This window comes from Streptomyces sediminimaris, assembly GCF_047049295.1.
Lineage (GTDB): Bacteria > Actinomycetota > Actinomycetes > Streptomycetales > Streptomycetaceae > Streptomyces > Streptomyces sediminimaris.
The window spans coordinates 2,664,423-2,680,059 of sequence record NZ_JBJWOT010000001.1 but is presented as its reverse complement, the minus strand read 5'-3'; the positions used below and the strand labels follow the sequence as shown (position 1 = coordinate 2,680,059).

18 protein-coding genes and 1 tRNA gene are annotated in these 15,637 nt (G+C 73.5%); 8 read left to right on the top strand and 11 right to left on the bottom strand.

The genetic code is table 11. The features are described from left to right. Nucleotides 1-15 precede the first annotated feature (15 nt). On the bottom strand, nt 16-1,389 hold the full coding sequence (locus ACJ9NR_RS12565; protein ID WP_412487626.1) for a hypothetical protein: 1,374 nt from the start codon (nt 1,387-1,389) through the stop codon (nt 16-18). A gap of 82 nt (nt 1,390-1,471) precedes the next feature. Next, entirely contained in the window at nt 1,472-2,242 is a 771-nt protein-coding gene (locus ACJ9NR_RS12560; protein ID WP_412487625.1) for a DUF4097 family beta strand repeat-containing protein, read from the bottom strand. Nucleotides 2,243-2,451: 209 nt separating this feature from the next. On the opposite strand from ACJ9NR_RS12560, the gene ACJ9NR_RS12555 reads away from it, so the two are divergent. Further along, nucleotides 2,452-2,523, top strand: a tRNA-Val gene (locus ACJ9NR_RS12555). Nucleotides 2,524-2,567: 44 nt separating this feature from the next. On the opposite strand, the gene ACJ9NR_RS12550 is transcribed toward ACJ9NR_RS12555, so the two are convergent. Both ACJ9NR_RS12550 and ACJ9NR_RS12545 read right to left on the bottom strand, forming a co-directional pair. Next, nucleotides 2,568-2,894, bottom strand: coding sequence for a DUF8825 domain-containing protein (locus ACJ9NR_RS12550; protein WP_412487624.1), 327 nt, complete (start codon nt 2,892-2,894; stop codon nt 2,568-2,570). 51 nt (nt 2,895-2,945) lie between these two features. Continuing rightward, nucleotides 2,946-3,221, bottom strand: coding sequence for a hypothetical protein (locus ACJ9NR_RS12545; RefSeq protein ID WP_412487623.1), 276 nt, complete (start codon nt 3,219-3,221; stop codon nt 2,946-2,948). Here ACJ9NR_RS12545 and ACJ9NR_RS12540 point away from each other — a divergent pair. Next, complete coding sequence (locus tag ACJ9NR_RS12540) at nt 3,220-3,444, top strand: DUF2277 domain-containing protein (protein WP_412487622.1); 225 nt, start codon at nt 3,220-3,222, stop codon at nt 3,442-3,444. The two genes, ACJ9NR_RS12545 and ACJ9NR_RS12540, sit on opposite strands and share 2 nt — an antisense overlap. A 71-nt stretch (nt 3,445-3,515) precedes the next feature. Here the strand turns inward: ACJ9NR_RS12540 and ACJ9NR_RS12535 are convergent, their stop codons facing one another. The 3 genes from ACJ9NR_RS12535 to ACJ9NR_RS12525 all read right to left on the bottom strand — a co-directional run bounded on the left by ACJ9NR_RS12535 (nt 3,516) and on the right by ACJ9NR_RS12525 (nt 6,935). Further along, the gene (locus ACJ9NR_RS12535; RefSeq protein WP_412487621.1) at nt 3,516-4,124 is read right to left on the bottom strand and encodes a DedA family protein; all 609 of its coding nucleotides are present in this window, start codon (nt 4,122-4,124) and stop codon (nt 3,516-3,518) included. A gap of 390 nt (nt 4,125-4,514) precedes the next feature. Further along, nucleotides 4,515-6,143 carry an alkaline phosphatase D family protein gene (locus ACJ9NR_RS12530; RefSeq protein WP_412487620.1) on the bottom strand — a complete coding sequence of 543 codons (1,629 nt, stop codon included), beginning with the start codon at nt 6,141-6,143 and terminating at the stop codon, nt 4,515-4,517. Nucleotides 6,144-6,404: 261 nt separating this feature from the next. Continuing rightward, nucleotides 6,405-6,935, bottom strand: coding sequence for a hypothetical protein (locus ACJ9NR_RS12525; protein WP_412487619.1), 531 nt, complete (start codon nt 6,933-6,935; stop codon nt 6,405-6,407). A gap of 417 nt (nt 6,936-7,352) precedes the next feature. Here ACJ9NR_RS12525 and ACJ9NR_RS12520 point away from each other — a divergent pair, with 417 nt between their 5' ends. Both ACJ9NR_RS12520 and ACJ9NR_RS12515 read left to right on the top strand, forming a co-directional pair. Beyond that, on the top strand, nt 7,353-7,934 hold the full coding sequence (locus tag ACJ9NR_RS12520) for a TMEM165/GDT1 family protein (protein WP_412487618.1): 582 nt from the start codon (nt 7,353-7,355) through the stop codon (nt 7,932-7,934). 167 nt (nt 7,935-8,101) lie between these two features. Further along, nucleotides 8,102-8,770 (top strand): HAD family hydrolase, encoded by a 669-nt coding sequence (locus ACJ9NR_RS12515; RefSeq protein ID WP_412487617.1) that lies wholly within the window; start codon nt 8,102-8,104, stop codon nt 8,768-8,770. 18 nt (nt 8,771-8,788) lie between these two features. On the opposite strand, the gene ACJ9NR_RS12510 is transcribed toward ACJ9NR_RS12515, so the two are convergent. Then, the gene (locus tag ACJ9NR_RS12510; protein WP_412487616.1) at nt 8,789-9,769 is read right to left on the bottom strand and encodes a peptidoglycan-binding domain-containing protein; all 981 of its coding nucleotides are present in this window, start codon (nt 9,767-9,769) and stop codon (nt 8,789-8,791) included. A gap of 173 nt (nt 9,770-9,942) precedes the next feature. On the opposite strand from ACJ9NR_RS12510, the gene ACJ9NR_RS12505 reads away from it, so the two are divergent. After that, nucleotides 9,943-12,024 (top strand): DHA2 family efflux MFS transporter permease subunit, encoded by a 2,082-nt coding sequence (locus ACJ9NR_RS12505; RefSeq protein ID WP_412487615.1) that lies wholly within the window; start codon nt 9,943-9,945, stop codon nt 12,022-12,024. On the opposite strand, the gene ACJ9NR_RS12500 is transcribed toward ACJ9NR_RS12505, so the two are convergent. Next, complete coding sequence (locus tag ACJ9NR_RS12500; protein WP_412487614.1) at nt 11,957-12,508, bottom strand: GNAT family N-acetyltransferase; 552 nt, start codon at nt 12,506-12,508, stop codon at nt 11,957-11,959. The genes ACJ9NR_RS12505 and ACJ9NR_RS12500 overlap by 68 nt on opposite strands. Nucleotides 12,509-12,703: 195 nt before the next feature. Between ACJ9NR_RS12500 and ACJ9NR_RS12495 the strand changes: the two genes are divergently transcribed. Both ACJ9NR_RS12495 and ACJ9NR_RS12490 read left to right on the top strand, forming a co-directional pair. Beyond that, complete coding sequence (locus ACJ9NR_RS12495) at nt 12,704-13,408, top strand: hypothetical protein (RefSeq protein ID WP_412487613.1); 705 nt, start codon at nt 12,704-12,706, stop codon at nt 13,406-13,408. A gap of 5 nt (nt 13,409-13,413) precedes the next feature. Then, nucleotides 13,414-13,875 (top strand): hypothetical protein, encoded by a 462-nt coding sequence (locus ACJ9NR_RS12490; RefSeq protein ID WP_412487612.1) that lies wholly within the window; start codon nt 13,414-13,416, stop codon nt 13,873-13,875. 77 nt (nt 13,876-13,952) lie between these two features. On the opposite strand, the gene ACJ9NR_RS12485 is transcribed toward ACJ9NR_RS12490, so the two are convergent. Next, the gene (locus ACJ9NR_RS12485; protein WP_412487611.1) at nt 13,953-14,369 is read right to left on the bottom strand and encodes a DnaJ family domain-containing protein; all 417 of its coding nucleotides are present in this window, start codon (nt 14,367-14,369) and stop codon (nt 13,953-13,955) included. Nucleotides 14,370-14,450: 81 nt separating this feature from the next. Here ACJ9NR_RS12485 and ACJ9NR_RS12480 point away from each other — a divergent pair, with 81 nt between their 5' ends. Further along, complete coding sequence (locus tag ACJ9NR_RS12480) at nt 14,451-14,840, top strand: FHA domain-containing protein (protein ID WP_412487610.1); 390 nt, start codon at nt 14,451-14,453, stop codon at nt 14,838-14,840. Nucleotides 14,841-14,874: 34 nt separating this feature from the next. Here ACJ9NR_RS12480 and ACJ9NR_RS12475 read toward each other — a convergent pair whose 3' ends face one another. Next, on the bottom strand, nt 14,875-15,546 hold the full coding sequence (locus ACJ9NR_RS12475) for an O-methyltransferase (RefSeq protein WP_412487609.1): 672 nt from the start codon (nt 15,544-15,546) through the stop codon (nt 14,875-14,877). Nucleotides 15,547-15,637: the final 91 nt, after the last annotated feature.

Sequence of the window (15,637 nt, the reverse complement as noted above, 5' to 3'; positions counted from 1 at the left end):
GCGGGGGACGGCGGCTCAGTGCCCGCCCCCGCGCTCCCCCCGGATCTGCGCGACCACCCCTGCCACCGTCTGCCGTACGGCCTCCGTCTCGGTCAGGAAACGCCAGTAGTCGGGGTGACGCCCCTGGAGGCCGCCGATCGCCCGCTCCAGCCGCGCCACCGACTCGTCCAGCGGACGCGCGTGCCGCGGGTCGGGCGTGGTCCGCCCCGTCATGGCCAGCCGCTGCGCGTCGCGGATCGCGAACCGGGTGCGGTCGATCTCCTGCTGCGGGTCCTTCTGCACGGCGTTCAGCCGCTGCAGCCGGTCGCGCGCCGCCGACACCGACTCGTCGGTGTCGTTCAGCAGCGCCCGTACCGTCGACAGCAGCGAGGTCGCGTCCGGCCAGCGCTGGCCGTCCCGCGCGGCCTGCGCCTCCTTCAGCTTCAGCTCCGCCTGCCGCACGCTCTCCCCCGCCTGCTCCGGCACGTGCTGAAGATCCTGCCAGCACGCGGCGACGAACCGCCGCCGCAGCTCGCTCAGCACCGGCTCCACCTGCCCGGCGCGCGTCGTCAGCGCCTGCGCGCGGGTACGCAGCGAGACCAGCCGGTGGTCGATCTCGGCGGCCTTCTCCGGCAGCCGCTCGGCCTCCGCCCGGACCGCCGCGGCCTCCCGCGCCACCCGCTCGGCCCGCTCCACCGTCTGCGGCACACCGTGCTGCCCCGCACCCTGGTTGAGCTTCGTCAGCTCGGGGCCGAGAGCGGCGAGACGGGCGGCGAGATCGTCCGCCCGCAGCCCCGTCTCCCGCACGGCGTCCAGGGCGTTGGACGCGGCGAGCAGCCCCTGCCGGGCCCGCTCGACCGCCGGAGCGAGCCGGGCGAGCTGGGTCTCGGCCTTGCCCAGCAGCGGCCCGAGGCTGTCACCGAAACGATCCAGCTCCCGCTTCACGTTGCCGAGCTCGTCCTTGGCCCGGGTGAGCCCGGCGCGCGCCTGCGCCGCGACCGATGCCTCCAGGTCGTCCCGGTCGAGGTCGTGCGCGTCGACGGCCTCGATGTACCGGTTGCTGACCTCGTCGATACGGCGCCCCAGCGCCTCGAAGTCGGACACCGCGCGCCGGGCGGCCGGCGAGTCGTCGACCGCCATGATCGTCTCGATGGAGATCCGCAGATCGCGCTGGGCGGTGTCCAGTTCGTAGAAGGCGGCCGCCGCTGCGTCCTTCGCGGCCTGCGCCTCGGCCCGCTGGCTCTCGGCCCGGCCGCCGAACCAGCGCCGGGTGCCGCCGCCGGCGAACGCGGCGGCCAGCACGGGCGCGGCGAGGAGCGGCAGCGCGAGGAGTGCGAGGGTCTCCCCGACCGCCTGACGGTGTGCGCGCGGCACCGACGGCCGGTACGGCTGCGAAGGTGTCGCCGTCACATCCCTCTCCTGTGCTGTCATCCGTCCCTGGCCGGTGCCTCGCTTCATTCTCCCACCGGTTGAGGACGAACACACAGGCCGGTCAGTTCGCCGTTTCGAGAACGACTTTCCCGTCGCCGGTACGGGCGGACACGACGTGCTCGCTGGAGTCGGAGCGCGGCACCGACACGTCCACCGAGCCGTCGGCGGACTTCGTGGTCACGCGGTAGGTGGCCCTCGGCAGCGCCACGGTCACGGAGCCGTCGTGACTGACGGTGTCCACCAGGTCCGGTACGGCGCCGAGCCGCAGGTGCACGGAGCCGTCCCCGGTCTCGGCGCGCACCCGCCGCGAGGAGACGTCCGCGTGCACCGAGCCGTCGCCGCTGCGCACGGTGAGCGGCCCGCTGGAGTCGCTGACGCGCACCGACCCGTCGCCCGTACGAATGCTCAGCGCGTCCTCGAAGCCCCGCGCCCGTACGCTCCCGTCACCGTCCTCCACCTTCACGGTGACCCCGCGCGGCACCTCGATCCGGTGCCTGGCCGAGCAGTCGGCGACGACACCGGAGCACTTCATGCGCAGCGTCAGCCGGTCGTCCTTCATGGACCAGGACACCTCGGGATGCTTGCCCAGCGCGACCGAGCCCTGGAACCAGCGGGTGACCTCCACCTTCCCCGCCAGGTTCCGGTCCGCGGCGACGATCTCCAGCGCCGAGTCGTCGGAGTCGACGGTGAGGGTGTGCCCCGCCAGCCCGAACGACCGGTGATCGGGATCCTTGTCGTCCCCCGCGGAAGCGCCGCAGGCGGTGGCCGCCCCGGCGAGAACCACGACGGCCCCGGCGGCGAGGGCGGCGCGGGCGGTGACGGTACGGACCATGACGATCTCCCCCTGAGACACTGGTGCGAGGCCCATCGGAACGTGCTGCCGATGCTGCCGACGGCGGTCCTCCGACCGTACGGACCACAGGCCCCCGACGGGATCCGGGCCGCTCCCGGATCGGGGGTGGGGTAAACCCCCGCACCGGCCGGCGCCGATACGGGTTTGCGGGGCACTGGCCCGCGCAGGGTAGGCTGTCGGCTGGTCACGGGTGCGTAGCTCAGGGGTAGAGCGCCTGCCTTACAAGCAGGATGTCGGCGGTTCGAAACCGTCCGCGCCCACTTCGGAGAAGACCCCGGCCGATCGCGGCCGGGGTCTTCTCGTCTCAAGAGTCGTGCGCGTGCTTCAGGCTCGTGCGGGCCTCGACCCGGTCGGTGCCCGTGATCTGCGTCCAGAAGCGGTGGGTGCTGACGAAGACGGCGAGTTCGTGCTCGCGCTGCCGGAGCTTCTCCACCTCGGCCTGCTCGTCGGCCGTCCAGCCCGGTGAGGCGGGGCGCTCCACCTTGCGCCAGCCGCCCTCGTCGCTGAATCCGTCCAGGGGCTCCACCGACCAGGGGAGCCGCTTGAGCAGGGCCGACAGCTCGGCCCGGACCTGATGCAGCTCCTCCTGACCGGCCAGGAGGTCACTCGGAAAGTCATAGGTCGCTGCCACGGCCCAATGCTACGCCTGTTCGATTTTGGGATGCGAGTTCCTTCCCGGGGTTCACGCGAACAGGTCGGGTGGGACCGGGTCGGGCCGGGGTGAATGCCGGCGGTCCTCCTCGAACCGCTCCACCGTGCCGGCGCGTTCGGCGCTGTGGGTGTGCGGGCCGGTGGTCACGTCGTCGACGGCGCGTCGCCGGGGACGCAGGCGACCGCCTTCGGGGTGTGTGGGACATCGCCGGCCGGCCGGTGCGGCAGGCGTGGCCGTCCGGGGTCCGCGGTAGGGCGGGCGGCGGATCGTCGCGGCCGTGGGGGAGTTGGGCGAGACTTGTCCCATGTGCCGAAGCATCAGGACACTCCGCCCGCCCGCGCTGCCCGAGGAGGCGACGGAGGACGAGATCAGGGCCGCCGCCCTGCAGTACGTCCGCAAGGTCTCCGGTTTCCGGGCCCCCGCCGCCCACAACCAGGAGGTCTTCGACCGCGCGGTCTCCGCGATCGCGGAGGCGACCGGGGAACTGCTGGCGGGGCTGGAGGTACGGGGGCAGAAGGCGCGGTCCTGAAGCGCGCCGGACGGCGTCCGCCCGGAGCCGGGCCGTGCGGCTGCCTGGCCGTTGGGGCCGCCTCGGCCCCGTCAGGCTTTCGCCGGGCGGCGCACCACGAAGGCCGCCCCGGCCCCCGCCGCGAACAGCGCCAGTACGGACACGCCCGTCGCCAGCCAGGTCGTGCCGAGCCACTGGCCGCCGTAGTAGCCGAGGGCCACGCTGTAGGTGGCCCAGGCCAGGCCGGCCAGGGCGGACCAGGGCAGGAACTCGCGGGCCCGGCGGTGGGCGGCGCCGGCGCCGAGGGAGACGACCGAGCGGCCGGCCGGGGCGAAGCGGGCGAGGATGACCAGGGCGCCGCCGCCTCGGGCGAGCGCCGCGCCGAGACGTTCCTGCGCGCCGGTCAGCCGGCGCGAGCGGGCGATCGCCCGGTCCAGGCGTTCGCCGCCGCGCCAGGCCAGCCGGTAGGCGACCAGGTCACCGAGGACGGAGGCGACCGCCGCGCAGAACGTCAGGGACAGGATGTCGGGGACCGTGTGCGGTACCTTGCCGGTCGCCGATCCGGCGGCCGCCGCGGTGGCCGCCGTGATCACCAGTACCCCGCTGGGCAGCACCGGCAGGAAGACGTCGAGCAGGACCGACAACGCCACCATCGCGTAGATCCATGGGCCGTCGGTCAGCGACTCCACACTTTCCAGCACCGCGTACTCCCCGTGACTCCCCCGTAGCCGGACCCGTGCCGCGACGTCGCGAGGGAGCGGCAGGGGCGGCCATGACAGCCATACAGCGTACGCCTGGAGTGCGGCTGGAGATTCACGGGGTCGGGTGTGATCGGCACGGGTCGTTCACTTGCCCGCCCGATCGGACGGACCCGCCCCCGGCGGCTTGGGACCTGGCAGCTTCGGACCTGGTCCCGGGTGGCTTCGGACCTGGTCCCGGGCGGCTCCGGACCCGGCTGCCGGGCGGCTCCGGACCGGGCAGCTGCGGGCCCGCCCCCGGCAGCTTGGGGACCCGGCGGCTCCGGGCCGGCCCCCGGGCCGCCCGGGCGCGGACCCGCTCGCGCGCCCGGACCGCTCGCGCGCCCGGACCGCTCACGCCGGTGTCAGTGTCGTGTCCCGTACCGTCGCCAGTTCCCCGTCCCCGCGCGCCTGTTCCAGCCGCAGCCGCGCCGAACGGCCGGTCAGCGTCAGCGTCATGAGCTGGTTGCCGAACCAGGGGCCGCCCTTCTTGCGCCATGTGACCGGCGGGCGTGCGCAGCGGCCGTGCCGGGCCAGGCGGCGGCCGAGGGCGCGGGCCGGCGCGCTCCAGCCGAAGCGGAAGCCCCAGCGCATGTACCCGGGCACGGAGTTGTGGACCGGGGAGCAGGTCAGCTGCAGGACGCGGGCGTCCGGGCCGTCGGCCCGCCACGTCGGCTCGGCCACGTAGGCGTGGTGGACGTCTCCCGACAGGACCAGGACGGACGCCGGCGCCCCCGGTCCGGAGCCCGCCTCGGCGACCAGGTCCGCCAGCGCCGCGAAGGACGCGGGGAAGGCCGCCCAGTGCTCCAGGTCGGCCGCCCGCCGGAGCTTCTCCCCGAACCGCGCCCAGCGTGCCCCGCGCTCCCCGCGGCACAGGGCCGCGTCCCACGCCTCGGCGTCGTGCACCAGGTGCGGCAGCAGCCAGGGCAGGGAGGTGCCGACGAGGAGGTGGTCGTAGGAACCGCGCTCGTCCAGCACCTGCTCGCGCACCCATCGGGCCTCGCCCGGGTCGAGCATCGCGCGGCTGTCCTCCTGCAGGACGCGGGCCGCCCGTGAGTCCACCATCACCAGCCGTACGCGGCCGAAGTCGCGCCGGTAGCTCCAGCGCACGGAGGATGAGTCGGCGTCCGCCCGGGACGCGAAGGCCCGCAGCAGGTCGGTGCCGTCGGGAACCTCCCGTACCGCCGTGTAGAGGGGGTCGGCGGCGAGTTCGGCCGGCGTGAGGTTGCCGAGGTGCTGGTGCACCCAGTACGACATGAGTCCGCTGAGCAGCCGCTCCCGCCACCACGGCGTGGCCCGCATGTCCTCGAGCCAGGCGGCGGAGGTGTTCCAGTCGTCGATGACGTCGTGGTCGTCGAAGATCATGCAGGTCGGCACGGTGGACAGCAGCCAGCGGATCTCGGGGTCGAGCCACGATTCGTAGTAGAGCCGGGTGTACTCCTCGTAGTCCGCGACCTCGCTGCCCGGCGGGTCGTTCAGATCGCGTCGCGCGGCCAGCCAGCGCCGGGTCTCCTCGGAGGTCTCGTCGGCGTAGACCTGGTCGCCCACCAGCAGCAGCACGTCCGGGCGTTCGCCGTCCGGGTCGGCCGCCATGCGCACGGCGAGGGTGTCGAGGGCGTCGGGGCCGACGGGGTCGTGCGCGTCGGCGGCCGGCGCGGCCCAGCGGCAGGAGCCGAAGGAGACGCGGAGGCCGTCGCCCTCCGGCGGGGTGCGGATGACGGAGGGCGGGAAGGGGGAGTCCGGCGGCGGCCACACGTGTGTGCCGTCCAGGAGGACCTCGTACGGCGTGGCCGTACCCGGGGTCAGTCCGGTGACCGGTACCAGCGCGTAGTGATGGCCCGCCACCTGGAAGGTGCGGATCTCGCCGCGGGCGCCGTCCGCGCAGCGCACCTCGGCGGTGCAGGGACGGCTCGCCTCGACCCAGACGGTCGCGGACGCGCCGTCGGCGTACCTCAGCAGTGGACCCAGGCGCAGTTCGGCCACGTGATCACTCTCCTCCGTCGACCCGTACGGTACGGAACGACGAAGGAGAGCGGGGAGATCCCGTGCGTAACGATCAGCGGGACGACGGGTGGTCCGTGAGCGCCGCCTTCGCGGCGGAGTCGTGCAGGAGCGGGTCGACCGGCGCTCGGAACGCGCTCGCGACGCGCTCGGAACGCCGGTCGGGGCCGGGCCGTCCGGCCCGGGCGTGGCACCGGCGGGTGACACCCGGCGGAGGGGGCGGCACCCGCCGGGGCCGTCGTCTCAGCCGATGCCGGTGACCTGCAGTGCGGTGGTCCAGTCGGTCCTGATGGCGGAGCGGGCGGCCGACAGGGTGATCCTGCCGTCGCACACGGCGTTCTTGAGCCTGGTCTCGACACCGTCCTTGGTGTAGGCCGTCGGGCTGCCGTAGTGCGGCTCGGGCCAGAGGTTCGCCGGGTCCTTCGGGGCGCCTCCGAGCTCCAGGGGGACGAGGTGGTCCTCCTCGTAGTCGGACATGCTGGTGTCCGAGTAGCCGTAATCGGCGATGCCCTGGGCCTTGAGGGGGTTGGTGTAGCTGGTGGACGGGCGGACGGTGCTGGTCCATCCGGAGACGCATATGGTCGAGCCTATGGTCGACTGCGTCACGTCCGGGTTGTAGGCGCCGGGAGTGCAGTACGAGTCGGGCAGCGGCAGGTAGGCCCGCGAGCAGGTGGCGGCCTGCGCGGTGCCGGCGCCGGCACCGAGGACGAGGCCGCCGACGGCCAGGGAGAGAGCGGCGGTGGCGGCAGCCGAGGTTCGGGTGATGGAGCGCATGGAGTTCCTTCCGGGCGTGGGGGTGGCGCTGGACGGGAGTTGACGCGCGTAGAGTGGTGAGATGCGAACTCCCTTGGTCTGTGGGGGTGTTGGCGGGCGAGCGAGGGAATGCTCGCCGTGCCGTGTTGCGGGAGAGTGTGTGCTCGGTTAGAAGCTAATGACGTGTGCATGACACGACAAGGTTCATGTTCGAACTTCCGTCGCGTACGATGGGCGGCGCAGAAGGGGAGTAGCTCTTCGCCGGACCGTCGACACACTGCTCAGCTCGTCTGAGCCGGCGCCCGGAGGCAGGCCCGACGTCAGGGGCCGGCCAGCGAGACCTTCGGCAGCAGTGCACGTCCATGTGTGCTGCCGTGCCGAGGTGTCGTACCGTGATCAAGCACTCTCGGCGGGGCGGCCCCGACCGATTGAGGACCCTTGATCAGCATCACCGTCACCGCGCTCGTGTTCGGCGTGATCTTCCTGGCCGAACTGCCGGACAAGACCGCACTCGCCGGGCTCGTGCTCGGCACCCGCTACCGCGCCTCCTACGTCTTCGCCGGCGTGGCCGCGGCCTTCGCGCTCCACGTCGTGCTGGCCGTCGCGGCCGGCAGCGTGCTGACGCTGCTGCCGCAGCGGATCGTGCACGCGCTGACGGGCGTCCTCTTCCTGGGCGGTGCCGCGGTGCTGCTGATGAAGAAGGGCGAGGACGACGAGGAGATCCGCAAGCCCGAGAACCAGACCTTCTGGAAGGTCGCGAGCGCCGGGTTCATGCTCATCCTGGTCGCCGAGTTCGGTGATCTGACGCAGATCATGACGGCGAACCTGGCCGCCCGCTACGACGACCCGCTCTCCGTCGGCCTCGGTGCCGTGCTGGGTCTGTGGGCCGTGGCCGGGCTCGGGATCGTCGGCGGGAAGGCGCTGATGAAGCGGGTGCCGCTGGTGCTCATCACCAAGATCGCGGCGCTGCTGATGCTGGCGCTCGGCGGGTGGAGCCTGTGGGAGGCCGTGGCCGGCTGAGCTGAACGGCGGGTGAACTGTTGCCGGAAGCGGTGGCGGATCCGGGCCCGGTTTTGTACCGTGTAGGAACAAAGTGGCTCCCGCCCGTTTTCCCTGACCGGCGGGCGGGGCGCTTTGTCCCCCCGGGGCCCATTCGCGTCCCCCTCGCCCCCGCCTTGGAGCTGCCGATGACGGTCACCACCGTGCCCACCGTCCTCACCGCCCGCGCCCTCCTGCTGGACATGGACGGCACCCTCGTGAACTCCGACGCCGTCGTCGAGCGCGTCTGGCGGCGCTGGGCCGAGCGGCACGGTCTTGACGCGGGCGAGGTCATGAAGGTGGTGCACGGGCGCCAGGGCTACGCCTCCATGGCGCTGCTGCTGCCCGACCGCCCCATGGAGCACAACCTCGCGGACAACGCGCGCATGCTCGCCGAGGAGACCGCCGACACGGACGGCGTCGTCGCGATCCCCGGCGCCCCCGAATTCCTGGCCTCCCTGCGCGGCCTTCCGCACGCCCTGGTCACCTCGGCCGACGCGGCCCTCGCCACGGCCCGTATGACCGCGGCCGGGCTCGGCCTCCCCGACGTGCGCGTCACCGCCGAGTCGGTCGGCGCCAGCAAGCCGGACCCCGAGGGCTTCCTCAAGGGCGCCGCGGAACTGGGCGTCGAGCCGGCCGACTGCGTCGTCTTCGAGGACTCCGCGGCGGGCATCCGGGCGGGGCGTTCGGCCGGGATGCGGGTCGTGGGGGTGGGGCCGCGGGCCGATCTGCACGAACCCGACGTGGTGGTGCCGGACCTGACCCGGGTACGGGTCGGCTCCGCGGGGGACGGGACGCTCCGGCTGTACGTGCGGTGACGGTCGGGCCGGTGGTTTCTACGGCTGCCGTGTCTCCGACTCCAGCCGCGCCCGCGTCTGCGGCCCGTACACCCCCTGCCCGTCCCCGTGGATCCCCCGGGCCCACTGGTAGCGGCTGACCGCGCTCTCGACCCACCGGTCGTAGTGGCCGCGCGGCTTCCTCGGGTAGAGGCCGAGCTGGGTCAGGCGCAGTTCGAGCTCCGTCACCTCCGGGCCCTGTGAGCCGAGCGCCAGCACGGGCGCCGAGGTCGTCTGCCGGCCGGACGGGCCCGGGCCGGGTGTCCCGGTGGCCGCCGGGGAGGTCCGCCCGCCTGAGCCGGACGGGCTCGGTGGGGGGCTCGCCGAGGGGGCGGCGGAAGCGGAGGCGGGAGCGGAAGGGGACGCCGGGGGCGCGGGGCTCGCGCTGCCGGCCGGTGTGGTGGACGGCGGCGGGGAGGGGCGGGCCGGGGACGCGTTCTCGGGCGACGGGGCCGAGGCCGCGCTCGTCGAGGCGTCCGGCACGCTCGCCCGTACGTCGTCGGGCAGGGCGCCGTCCCGCGACGGCTTCTGGTAGGAGAACATCCCGCTCGCCAGCCCGGCCGCGGCCGTCACCGCGACGACGGCACCGCCCGCGCCGAGCAGCACGGCGCGGCGCCGCCCGCGCGGCCGCCGCGCCGCGCCGTCCGCGCGGGCGTGCCCGGCTCCGGGGTCCGCCCCTTCGAACAGGCGCAGGTCGGCGGAGCTCGGTGTGCCGGGGGGCACGGCCCGCAGCGGCATGGTCGTCCCGGTCGTGGGAACGGCGGGGGCCGTGGTGGGTGTGGGGTGTACGGCCGCGTCCTGCTCCAGCTCCACGTACGGCCGAATGCGCAGCGGATCGAAGTCCTCCGCGGCGGCCTGCTCCGCCGAGCGGGCGGCGCGCAGGGCGTCGGACGCCCGCCGGGCGCAGCCGCAGGACGGGGTGTGGTCCGCCCCTCTGGGCGCACCGCACTCCGGGCACCGGTGACCTGCCGGGTCCGTCACGCGTCCGCCCTTCCCTCTTCACGCTCTCCCCCCACAAGCTCCAGAGGTTATCCAGGTGATTCCGGGACGGTTCTCGCCGACCCCCGGAATATTGCGTTCCAACAGGACTCGACAGGCCGTAAACGGTCATACCGATCACCATGGACGTGTAACGAGAGCCTCGGGAGGTCTTCATGGCCGGGGATGCGCACGGTAGGACGGGAGACGTGCGAGACGCACAGCCACCCGCCGAGCCCCCGCGAAAGGGCAGCGCCGCTCAGGAGCACGTGTCCGGGAACGTGCTGGTCTCGATCGGCGCGCTGCTCCTCGGGATGCTGCTCGCCGCCCTCGACCAGACCATCGTGTCGACCGCGCTGCCCACCATCGTCAGCGACCTCGGCGGCCTGGAGCACCTGTCCTGGGTGGTCACCGCGTATCTGCTGGCCTCGACGGCCGCCACCCCGCTGTGGGGCAAGCTCGGCGACCAGTACGGGCGCAAGAAGCTGTTCCAGACCGCGATCGTGATCTTCCTGGTCGGCTCGGCACTGTGCGGAATGGCACAGAACATGCCCGAGCTGATCGCCTTCCGGGCGGTGCAGGGCCTGGGCGGCGGCGGGCTGATGGTGCTGTCGATGGCGATCGTCGGGGACGTCGTCCCACCCCGCGAACGCGGCCGCTACCAAGGGCTGTTCGGCGCCGTCTTCGGCGCCACGAGCGTGCTGGGCCCGCTGCTCGGCGGCCTGTTCACCGAACACCTCAGCTGGCGCTGGGTCTTCTACGTCAACCTGCCCGTCGGCGTCGTCGCCCTCGCGGTGATCGCGACCGCCCTGCGCATCCCGCGCAGGTCCACGCGGCACGTCATCGACTACCTCGGCACACTCCTCATCGCCTCGGTCGCCACCTGCCTGATCCTGGTCGCCTCGCTCGGCGGGACCACCTGGGGCTGGGGCTCGCCGCAGATCATCGGCCTGATCGTGCTGGGCGTCGTGCTGGGGGCGGCGTTCGTGGCCGTGGAGCGCAGGGCGGCCGAGCCGGTGCTGCCCCTGAAGCTGTTCCGCATCCGCACCTTCGCCCTCTCCGCGGTCATCAGCTTCATCGTCGGCTTCGCCATGTTCGGCGCGATGACCTATCTGCCGACCTTCCTCCAGGTCGTCCGGGGCGTCACGCCGACCATGTCCGGCGTGTACATGCTGCCGATGGTCTTCGGCATGCTGCTGTCGTCCACCGTGTCCGGGCAGATCGTCAGCCGCACCGGCCGCTGGAAGGTGTTCCCCATCGCCGGCACGGCGGTCACCACGATCGGACTTCTGCTGCTGCACCGGCTCGAGGAGAACAGCTCCACCGCCGTGATGAGCGCGGACTTCTTCGTCTTCGGCCTCGGACTCGGCCTGGTCATGCAGGTGCTGGTGCTCATCGTGCAGAACGCGGTCTCCTACGAGGACCTCGGCGTCGCCACCTCGGGCGCGACCTTCTTCCGCTCCATCGGCGCCTCGTTCGGCGTCGCCATCTTCGGCACCGTCTTCGCGAGCCGGCTCAGCACCCAGCTGGCGGACGCCTTCCGGGGCGTACGGCTGCCGGCGGGCGTCTCGCCGGACGCGCTCAAGTCCGACCCGCGCGGCATCGGTTCGCTGCCGCCCGCGCTGCGCCCGGCCGCCCTGCACGCCTACGCGGCGTCCATCACCGACGTCTTCCTCTACGCCGCGCCCGTCGCCCTGCTCGGCTTCGTGCTGGCCTGGTTCCTCAAGGAGGACAAGCTGCGCGGCTCGGTCACCGCACCGGACATCACGGAGACGCTCGCCAGCAACCCGGTCGAGCGCTCCTCCGCCGACGAGGTGTGCCGCGCCCTGTCCGTGCTCGGCACCCGCGAGGGCCGCCGGGAGATCTACGTCAGGATCACCGAGCGCGCGGGCTACGACCTGCTGCCCGCGGCGAGCTGGCTGCTGCTGCGGATCAAGAAGTACGGCTGGGTCGAGCCGGCCGTGCTCGCCGAGCGCACCTCGGTGCCGATCCAGGTCGTCATCGCCGCCGCCCGGCAGGTCGAGGAGCGCCGCCTGGCCGAACGGGAGGGCCTGGACCTGGTCCTGACCCCGCCCGGCCTGGCGACGGCCGAACGGCTCGCGCGGGCACGCGAGGAGTCGCTGGCGGAGCTCCTCGGCGACTGGTGGGGCCCGGACCGTCCCACCGACCTCACCCAGCTGGTCGGCGAGCTCAACGAGGAGCTGTGCGGCTCGGATCGTGAGCAGCCGCACAGCGGTGCGCCGGAACAGGCCGGGTGAGGTCCTTGCGGAACCAGTGCTCGGCGTAGACGTCGTCGTTGTGCGGCTCGGACTCCGCGTAGCCGAGCCGCGCGTACAGGGCGCGGGCCTCGACGAGATCGCCGCGGGTGTCCAGGACCATCAGCCCCGCGCCGAGGTCCCGGGCGGCGTCCTCGGCGGCGCGCACCAGGAGCGGGGCGCCGCCCCTGCCGCGCCTCTCCTGGTCCACGAAGACCCTGGTCAGCTCGGCGGTCGCCGCGTCCAGCAGCCGCACCCCGGCACAGCCGGCCGGCTCACCGTCGTACCACGCGACGAGCAACTGACCGGTGGGCGGCGCGAGTTCGGACCCGGAACGGGCGGCGATCTCCCGTTCCAGCTCCTCCGGGCCGGTCCGCCGCCCCTCGTGCAGCAGGTACCACCGGTCGCTGACCTCGGTGTAGTAAGCCCGCCAGAGGGCGAGGGCGGCGGGGGAGCCGTAGGGCTCGGGGGCGATGGTCCAGCTCATGCCCGCCATTGTCGGCGGGCGCGGCGCACCGCCCGCAACCGAATAAGCGGGACCGGGACCGTGGGGGATGTGCGGGACGGGGACCGTGGGGTCCGTCGCCCGGGTCTCCGTTTCGCACGCCCGTTTGGGCGGGGCCTTCCGGGCAACCCGAACGGAGAACCGGCCCGATCGGGCCGACCCCATCGGAAGGCACCCATGTCCACAGGCTTGATCATCGCTTTGATCGTGATCGCGGCGGCCGTGGTCGTAGTCGCGGCCGCCCTCACCCTGCGTGCCCGCGGCGCGCACGGCGGCCGGGACCTGAAGCGGCGCTTCGGCCCCGAGTACGACCGGACGCTCGCCCGGCACGACGGGGACACCACGGCAGCCGAGCGCGAGCTGGCCGAGCGCGTGGAGCGGCACGGTTCGCTGCGCGAGCGGCCCCTGGAGCCGGCCCAGCGGGAGCAGTTCGCGGCCCGCTGGACGGCCGCGCAGGAGCGGTTCGTCGACGCGCCGCGGGAGGCGGTGACGGAGGCGGACCGGCTGCTCGCGGAGCTGGCCGCCGTGCGCGGCTTCCCGGACGGCGGCAGGTACGAGGAGCAGCTCGCCGCGCTCTCCGTCCACCACGCGCACCACGTCCACGGCTACCGGCACGTCCACCGCGTCGCCCGCGCCGGTGTGAGCGGGCAGGACGGCGACCGGGCCGACACGGAGGAGATGCGCGAGGCCATGGTCGAGGCCCGGGCGCTCTTCGAGGAACTGACCGCGCCGGAGGGCCGCACCGCCGGCCACGACGGCGGTACGGCGACCGAGAGGCCGCCGGCGCGGACCACGGACCGCACGGACCGTGCGCACGGCCGGCGCGAGAGCCGCAGCCCTCTGCCGTGGGCCCTCAACCGACGTCACGCGAAGGGGAGTTGAACGACATGACGGACGCGACGACCGGGCCCGGCACGGGCGGGGCCGCGGACCGCGGGACCCCGCCGGGACACGACAGGATCGTGGCCCCGACCCCGCACGAGGTGAGCGACCCCGAGGCGCCGGCTCCCGGCACCAGGGCGACGACGGACTTCGAGGACGCCGGGCACGTCGGCGACGGCTCTTCCGCCCGTCTGCTGGCGCACGACGAGTGCGACAAGCTCGAACTGCGGCTGCGCAACGCCGTGTCCGGGTTCGTCGACGGCCCCAGGGAGGCCGTGGCGGAGGCCGACCACGTGGTCGAGGAGATCGCCGGCCGCTTCACGGAGGCGCTCACCCGGCGCCGCCGCACCCTGCGCACGTCGTGGCAGGAGGACGAGGCGGAGCAGGTCACGCACCCCGACACCGAACAGCTCCGGCTGGCCCTGCGGGACTACCGGGAACTCGCGCAACGACTTCTGCACGGTTGATCCGTGCGTAACGGCCGATCCGTGCGGCGGCCGGCCCGGCTGCGCCGGCCGGCGGTCGCCTCGGCCACGGCCCCGGGCTACGCGGGTGACCCGTCCGCCGCCGTCCGGCGCTCCCGCCACTGCCGTACGACCTCTTCGACGTCGTAGGGCTTCATCCCGAGCGGGGGGCCGGGCGGCGGCTTGAACATCATGTCGCGGATCTTGACGTTGACCTCGGTGACGATCTTCCGCGCGATCCGCTCCGAGGGCGCCGCGTACGCCGCCGCGAGCGCGTCCTCGGCCTCCTTGCGCAGGGCAAGGGCAGGTGGCAGCACCGAGAGGCCCTCGCGGGCCATCTTGGCCTTGATCCACCACAGCTCGTCGTACGAGGTGTCGGCGGGCAGCGGCTTGCCCGCGCCGGGCAGCCGGGCGAACTCTCCGCGCCCCTCGGCGTCACGGATCTGCTTGTCGACCCAGGACTCGAACGGGACGCCCGGTGGCTTTCGCTCGGTCATGACTCCATTGTGCCGGACGCGGCGTGGCCGGGCGATTTAGTATGCCGCCGCTGTGTCACGACACTTCAAGAGGAGCAGCGCGTGCTCGAACTGACCATGGCCACCGTCTCCGGGGAAGAGGGGGCCACGGCAGGCATGCTGATGGCCGATGCGCCGAGCGAGGCGGGTGCCGTGCTGCGGGTGGGCCGGGACAAGTCCGTGTGCCGGCTGGCCACCCCCGACGACTGGCTGTTCGTCTCGCGGGTCCACCTGGAGTTCCGGTGCGGCCCGGAGGGGACCTGGCAGGTGACCTGGCTGCGCGGCTCGCAGCCCGACCCCTCCTCCGAAGTCCGCCTGGTCGTCGGGGAGTACGCCCAGCCTCTGGTCTACGGCGGGGCCGTGGCGCTGCCCCGGGGCGGCCACGGTGAGATCGTCGTGCAGGACCGCAGCGCGCCGCGCAGCGTCAACATCGGCTTCTACCACGAGTTCTGAACGGGGCGGTCCCGGACCGGATCCGCGGGCAGGGTCACGCCAGCACGCGCGCGAGCGCGAAGCCGTCGTGGCCCTTGCTGCCGACCGTCTGGATCGCGGTGCCGGTCAACCGCGGGTGACGGGCGATCAGTTCGATGGCGGCGCGGCTGCCGACGACGTCCGGGTCGGTGCTGTCCGCGTCGGCGACCCGGCCGTTCCGTACGACGTTGTCCACGACGATCAGGCTGCCCGCGCGGGTGAGCCGCAGCGCCCAGTCGACATAGTGCGGGTTGTTGGCCTTGTCGGCGTCGATGAAGACCAGGTCGAAGGGCGCGGGGTTCTCGTCGGCCAGTTTGGGCAGCGACTCCAGGGCGGGGCCCACCCGCACCTCGGCGATCCGGTCGAGGCCCGCGCGGGCGATGTTGCGGGCGGCGATCTCGGCATGCCGGGCGCTGTACTCCAGCGAGACCAGCCGGCCGTCCCCGGGCAGCGCGCGAGCCAGCCAGATGGTGCTGTAGCCGCCGAGGGTGCCGATCTCCAGGATGGTGCGGGCGCCCTGGATCTGCGCGAGCAGCTGCAGGAACTTGCCCTGCGGCGCGGTGACCGCGACCTGTGGGAGGCCGGCCGCCGCACTGTCGCGCGCGGCCGCGTCGAGGGCCTCGTCGTTCGGCGCGAGCTGGGCGGTGAAGTACTCGTCGACGTCGTCCCACAGCTGCGGCTGGCTCATGCACCTGCGCCTTTCGTAGGGCTCGGCCCGGCCTCCGGGCAGCCGGGCCACCGCGTCCCAGTATGCGCCGGTCGGGGCCCGCGGGAGCGGC

Excerpts from the sequence above, each read along its gene's own strand:
- ACJ9NR_RS12475 (WP_412487609.1), bottom strand. The coding sequence starts at position 15,546 with ATGAGCCAGCCGCAGCTGTGGGACGACGTCGACGAGTACTTCACCGCC.
- ACJ9NR_RS12545 (WP_412487623.1), bottom strand. The coding sequence starts at position 3,221 with ATGGGACAAGTCTCGCCCAACTCCCCCACGGCCGCGACGATCCGCCGC.
- ACJ9NR_RS12540 (WP_412487622.1), top strand. The coding sequence starts at position 3,220 with ATGTGCCGAAGCATCAGGACACTCCGCCCGCCCGCGCTGCCCGAGGAG.
- ACJ9NR_RS12560 (WP_412487625.1), bottom strand. The coding sequence starts at position 2,242 with ATGGTCCGTACCGTCACCGCCCGCGCCGCCCTCGCCGCCGGGGCCGTC.
- ACJ9NR_RS12505 (WP_412487615.1), top strand. The coding sequence starts at position 9,943 with ATGGCCGGGGATGCGCACGGTAGGACGGGAGACGTGCGAGACGCACAG.
- ACJ9NR_RS12495 (WP_412487613.1), top strand. The coding sequence starts at position 12,704 with ATGTCCACAGGCTTGATCATCGCTTTGATCGTGATCGCGGCGGCCGTG.
- ACJ9NR_RS12515 (WP_412487617.1), top strand. The coding sequence starts at position 8,102 with ATGACGGTCACCACCGTGCCCACCGTCCTCACCGCCCGCGCCCTCCTG.
- ACJ9NR_RS12525 (WP_412487619.1), bottom strand. The coding sequence starts at position 6,935 with ATGCGCTCCATCACCCGAACCTCGGCTGCCGCCACCGCCGCTCTCTCC.
- ACJ9NR_RS12485 (WP_412487611.1), bottom strand. The coding sequence starts at position 14,369 with ATGACCGAGCGAAAGCCACCGGGCGTCCCGTTCGAGTCCTGGGTCGAC.
- ACJ9NR_RS12490 (WP_412487612.1), top strand. The coding sequence starts at position 13,414 with ATGACGGACGCGACGACCGGGCCCGGCACGGGCGGGGCCGCGGACCGC.
- ACJ9NR_RS12500 (WP_412487614.1), bottom strand. The coding sequence starts at position 12,508 with ATGAGCTGGACCATCGCCCCCGAGCCCTACGGCTCCCCCGCCGCCCTC.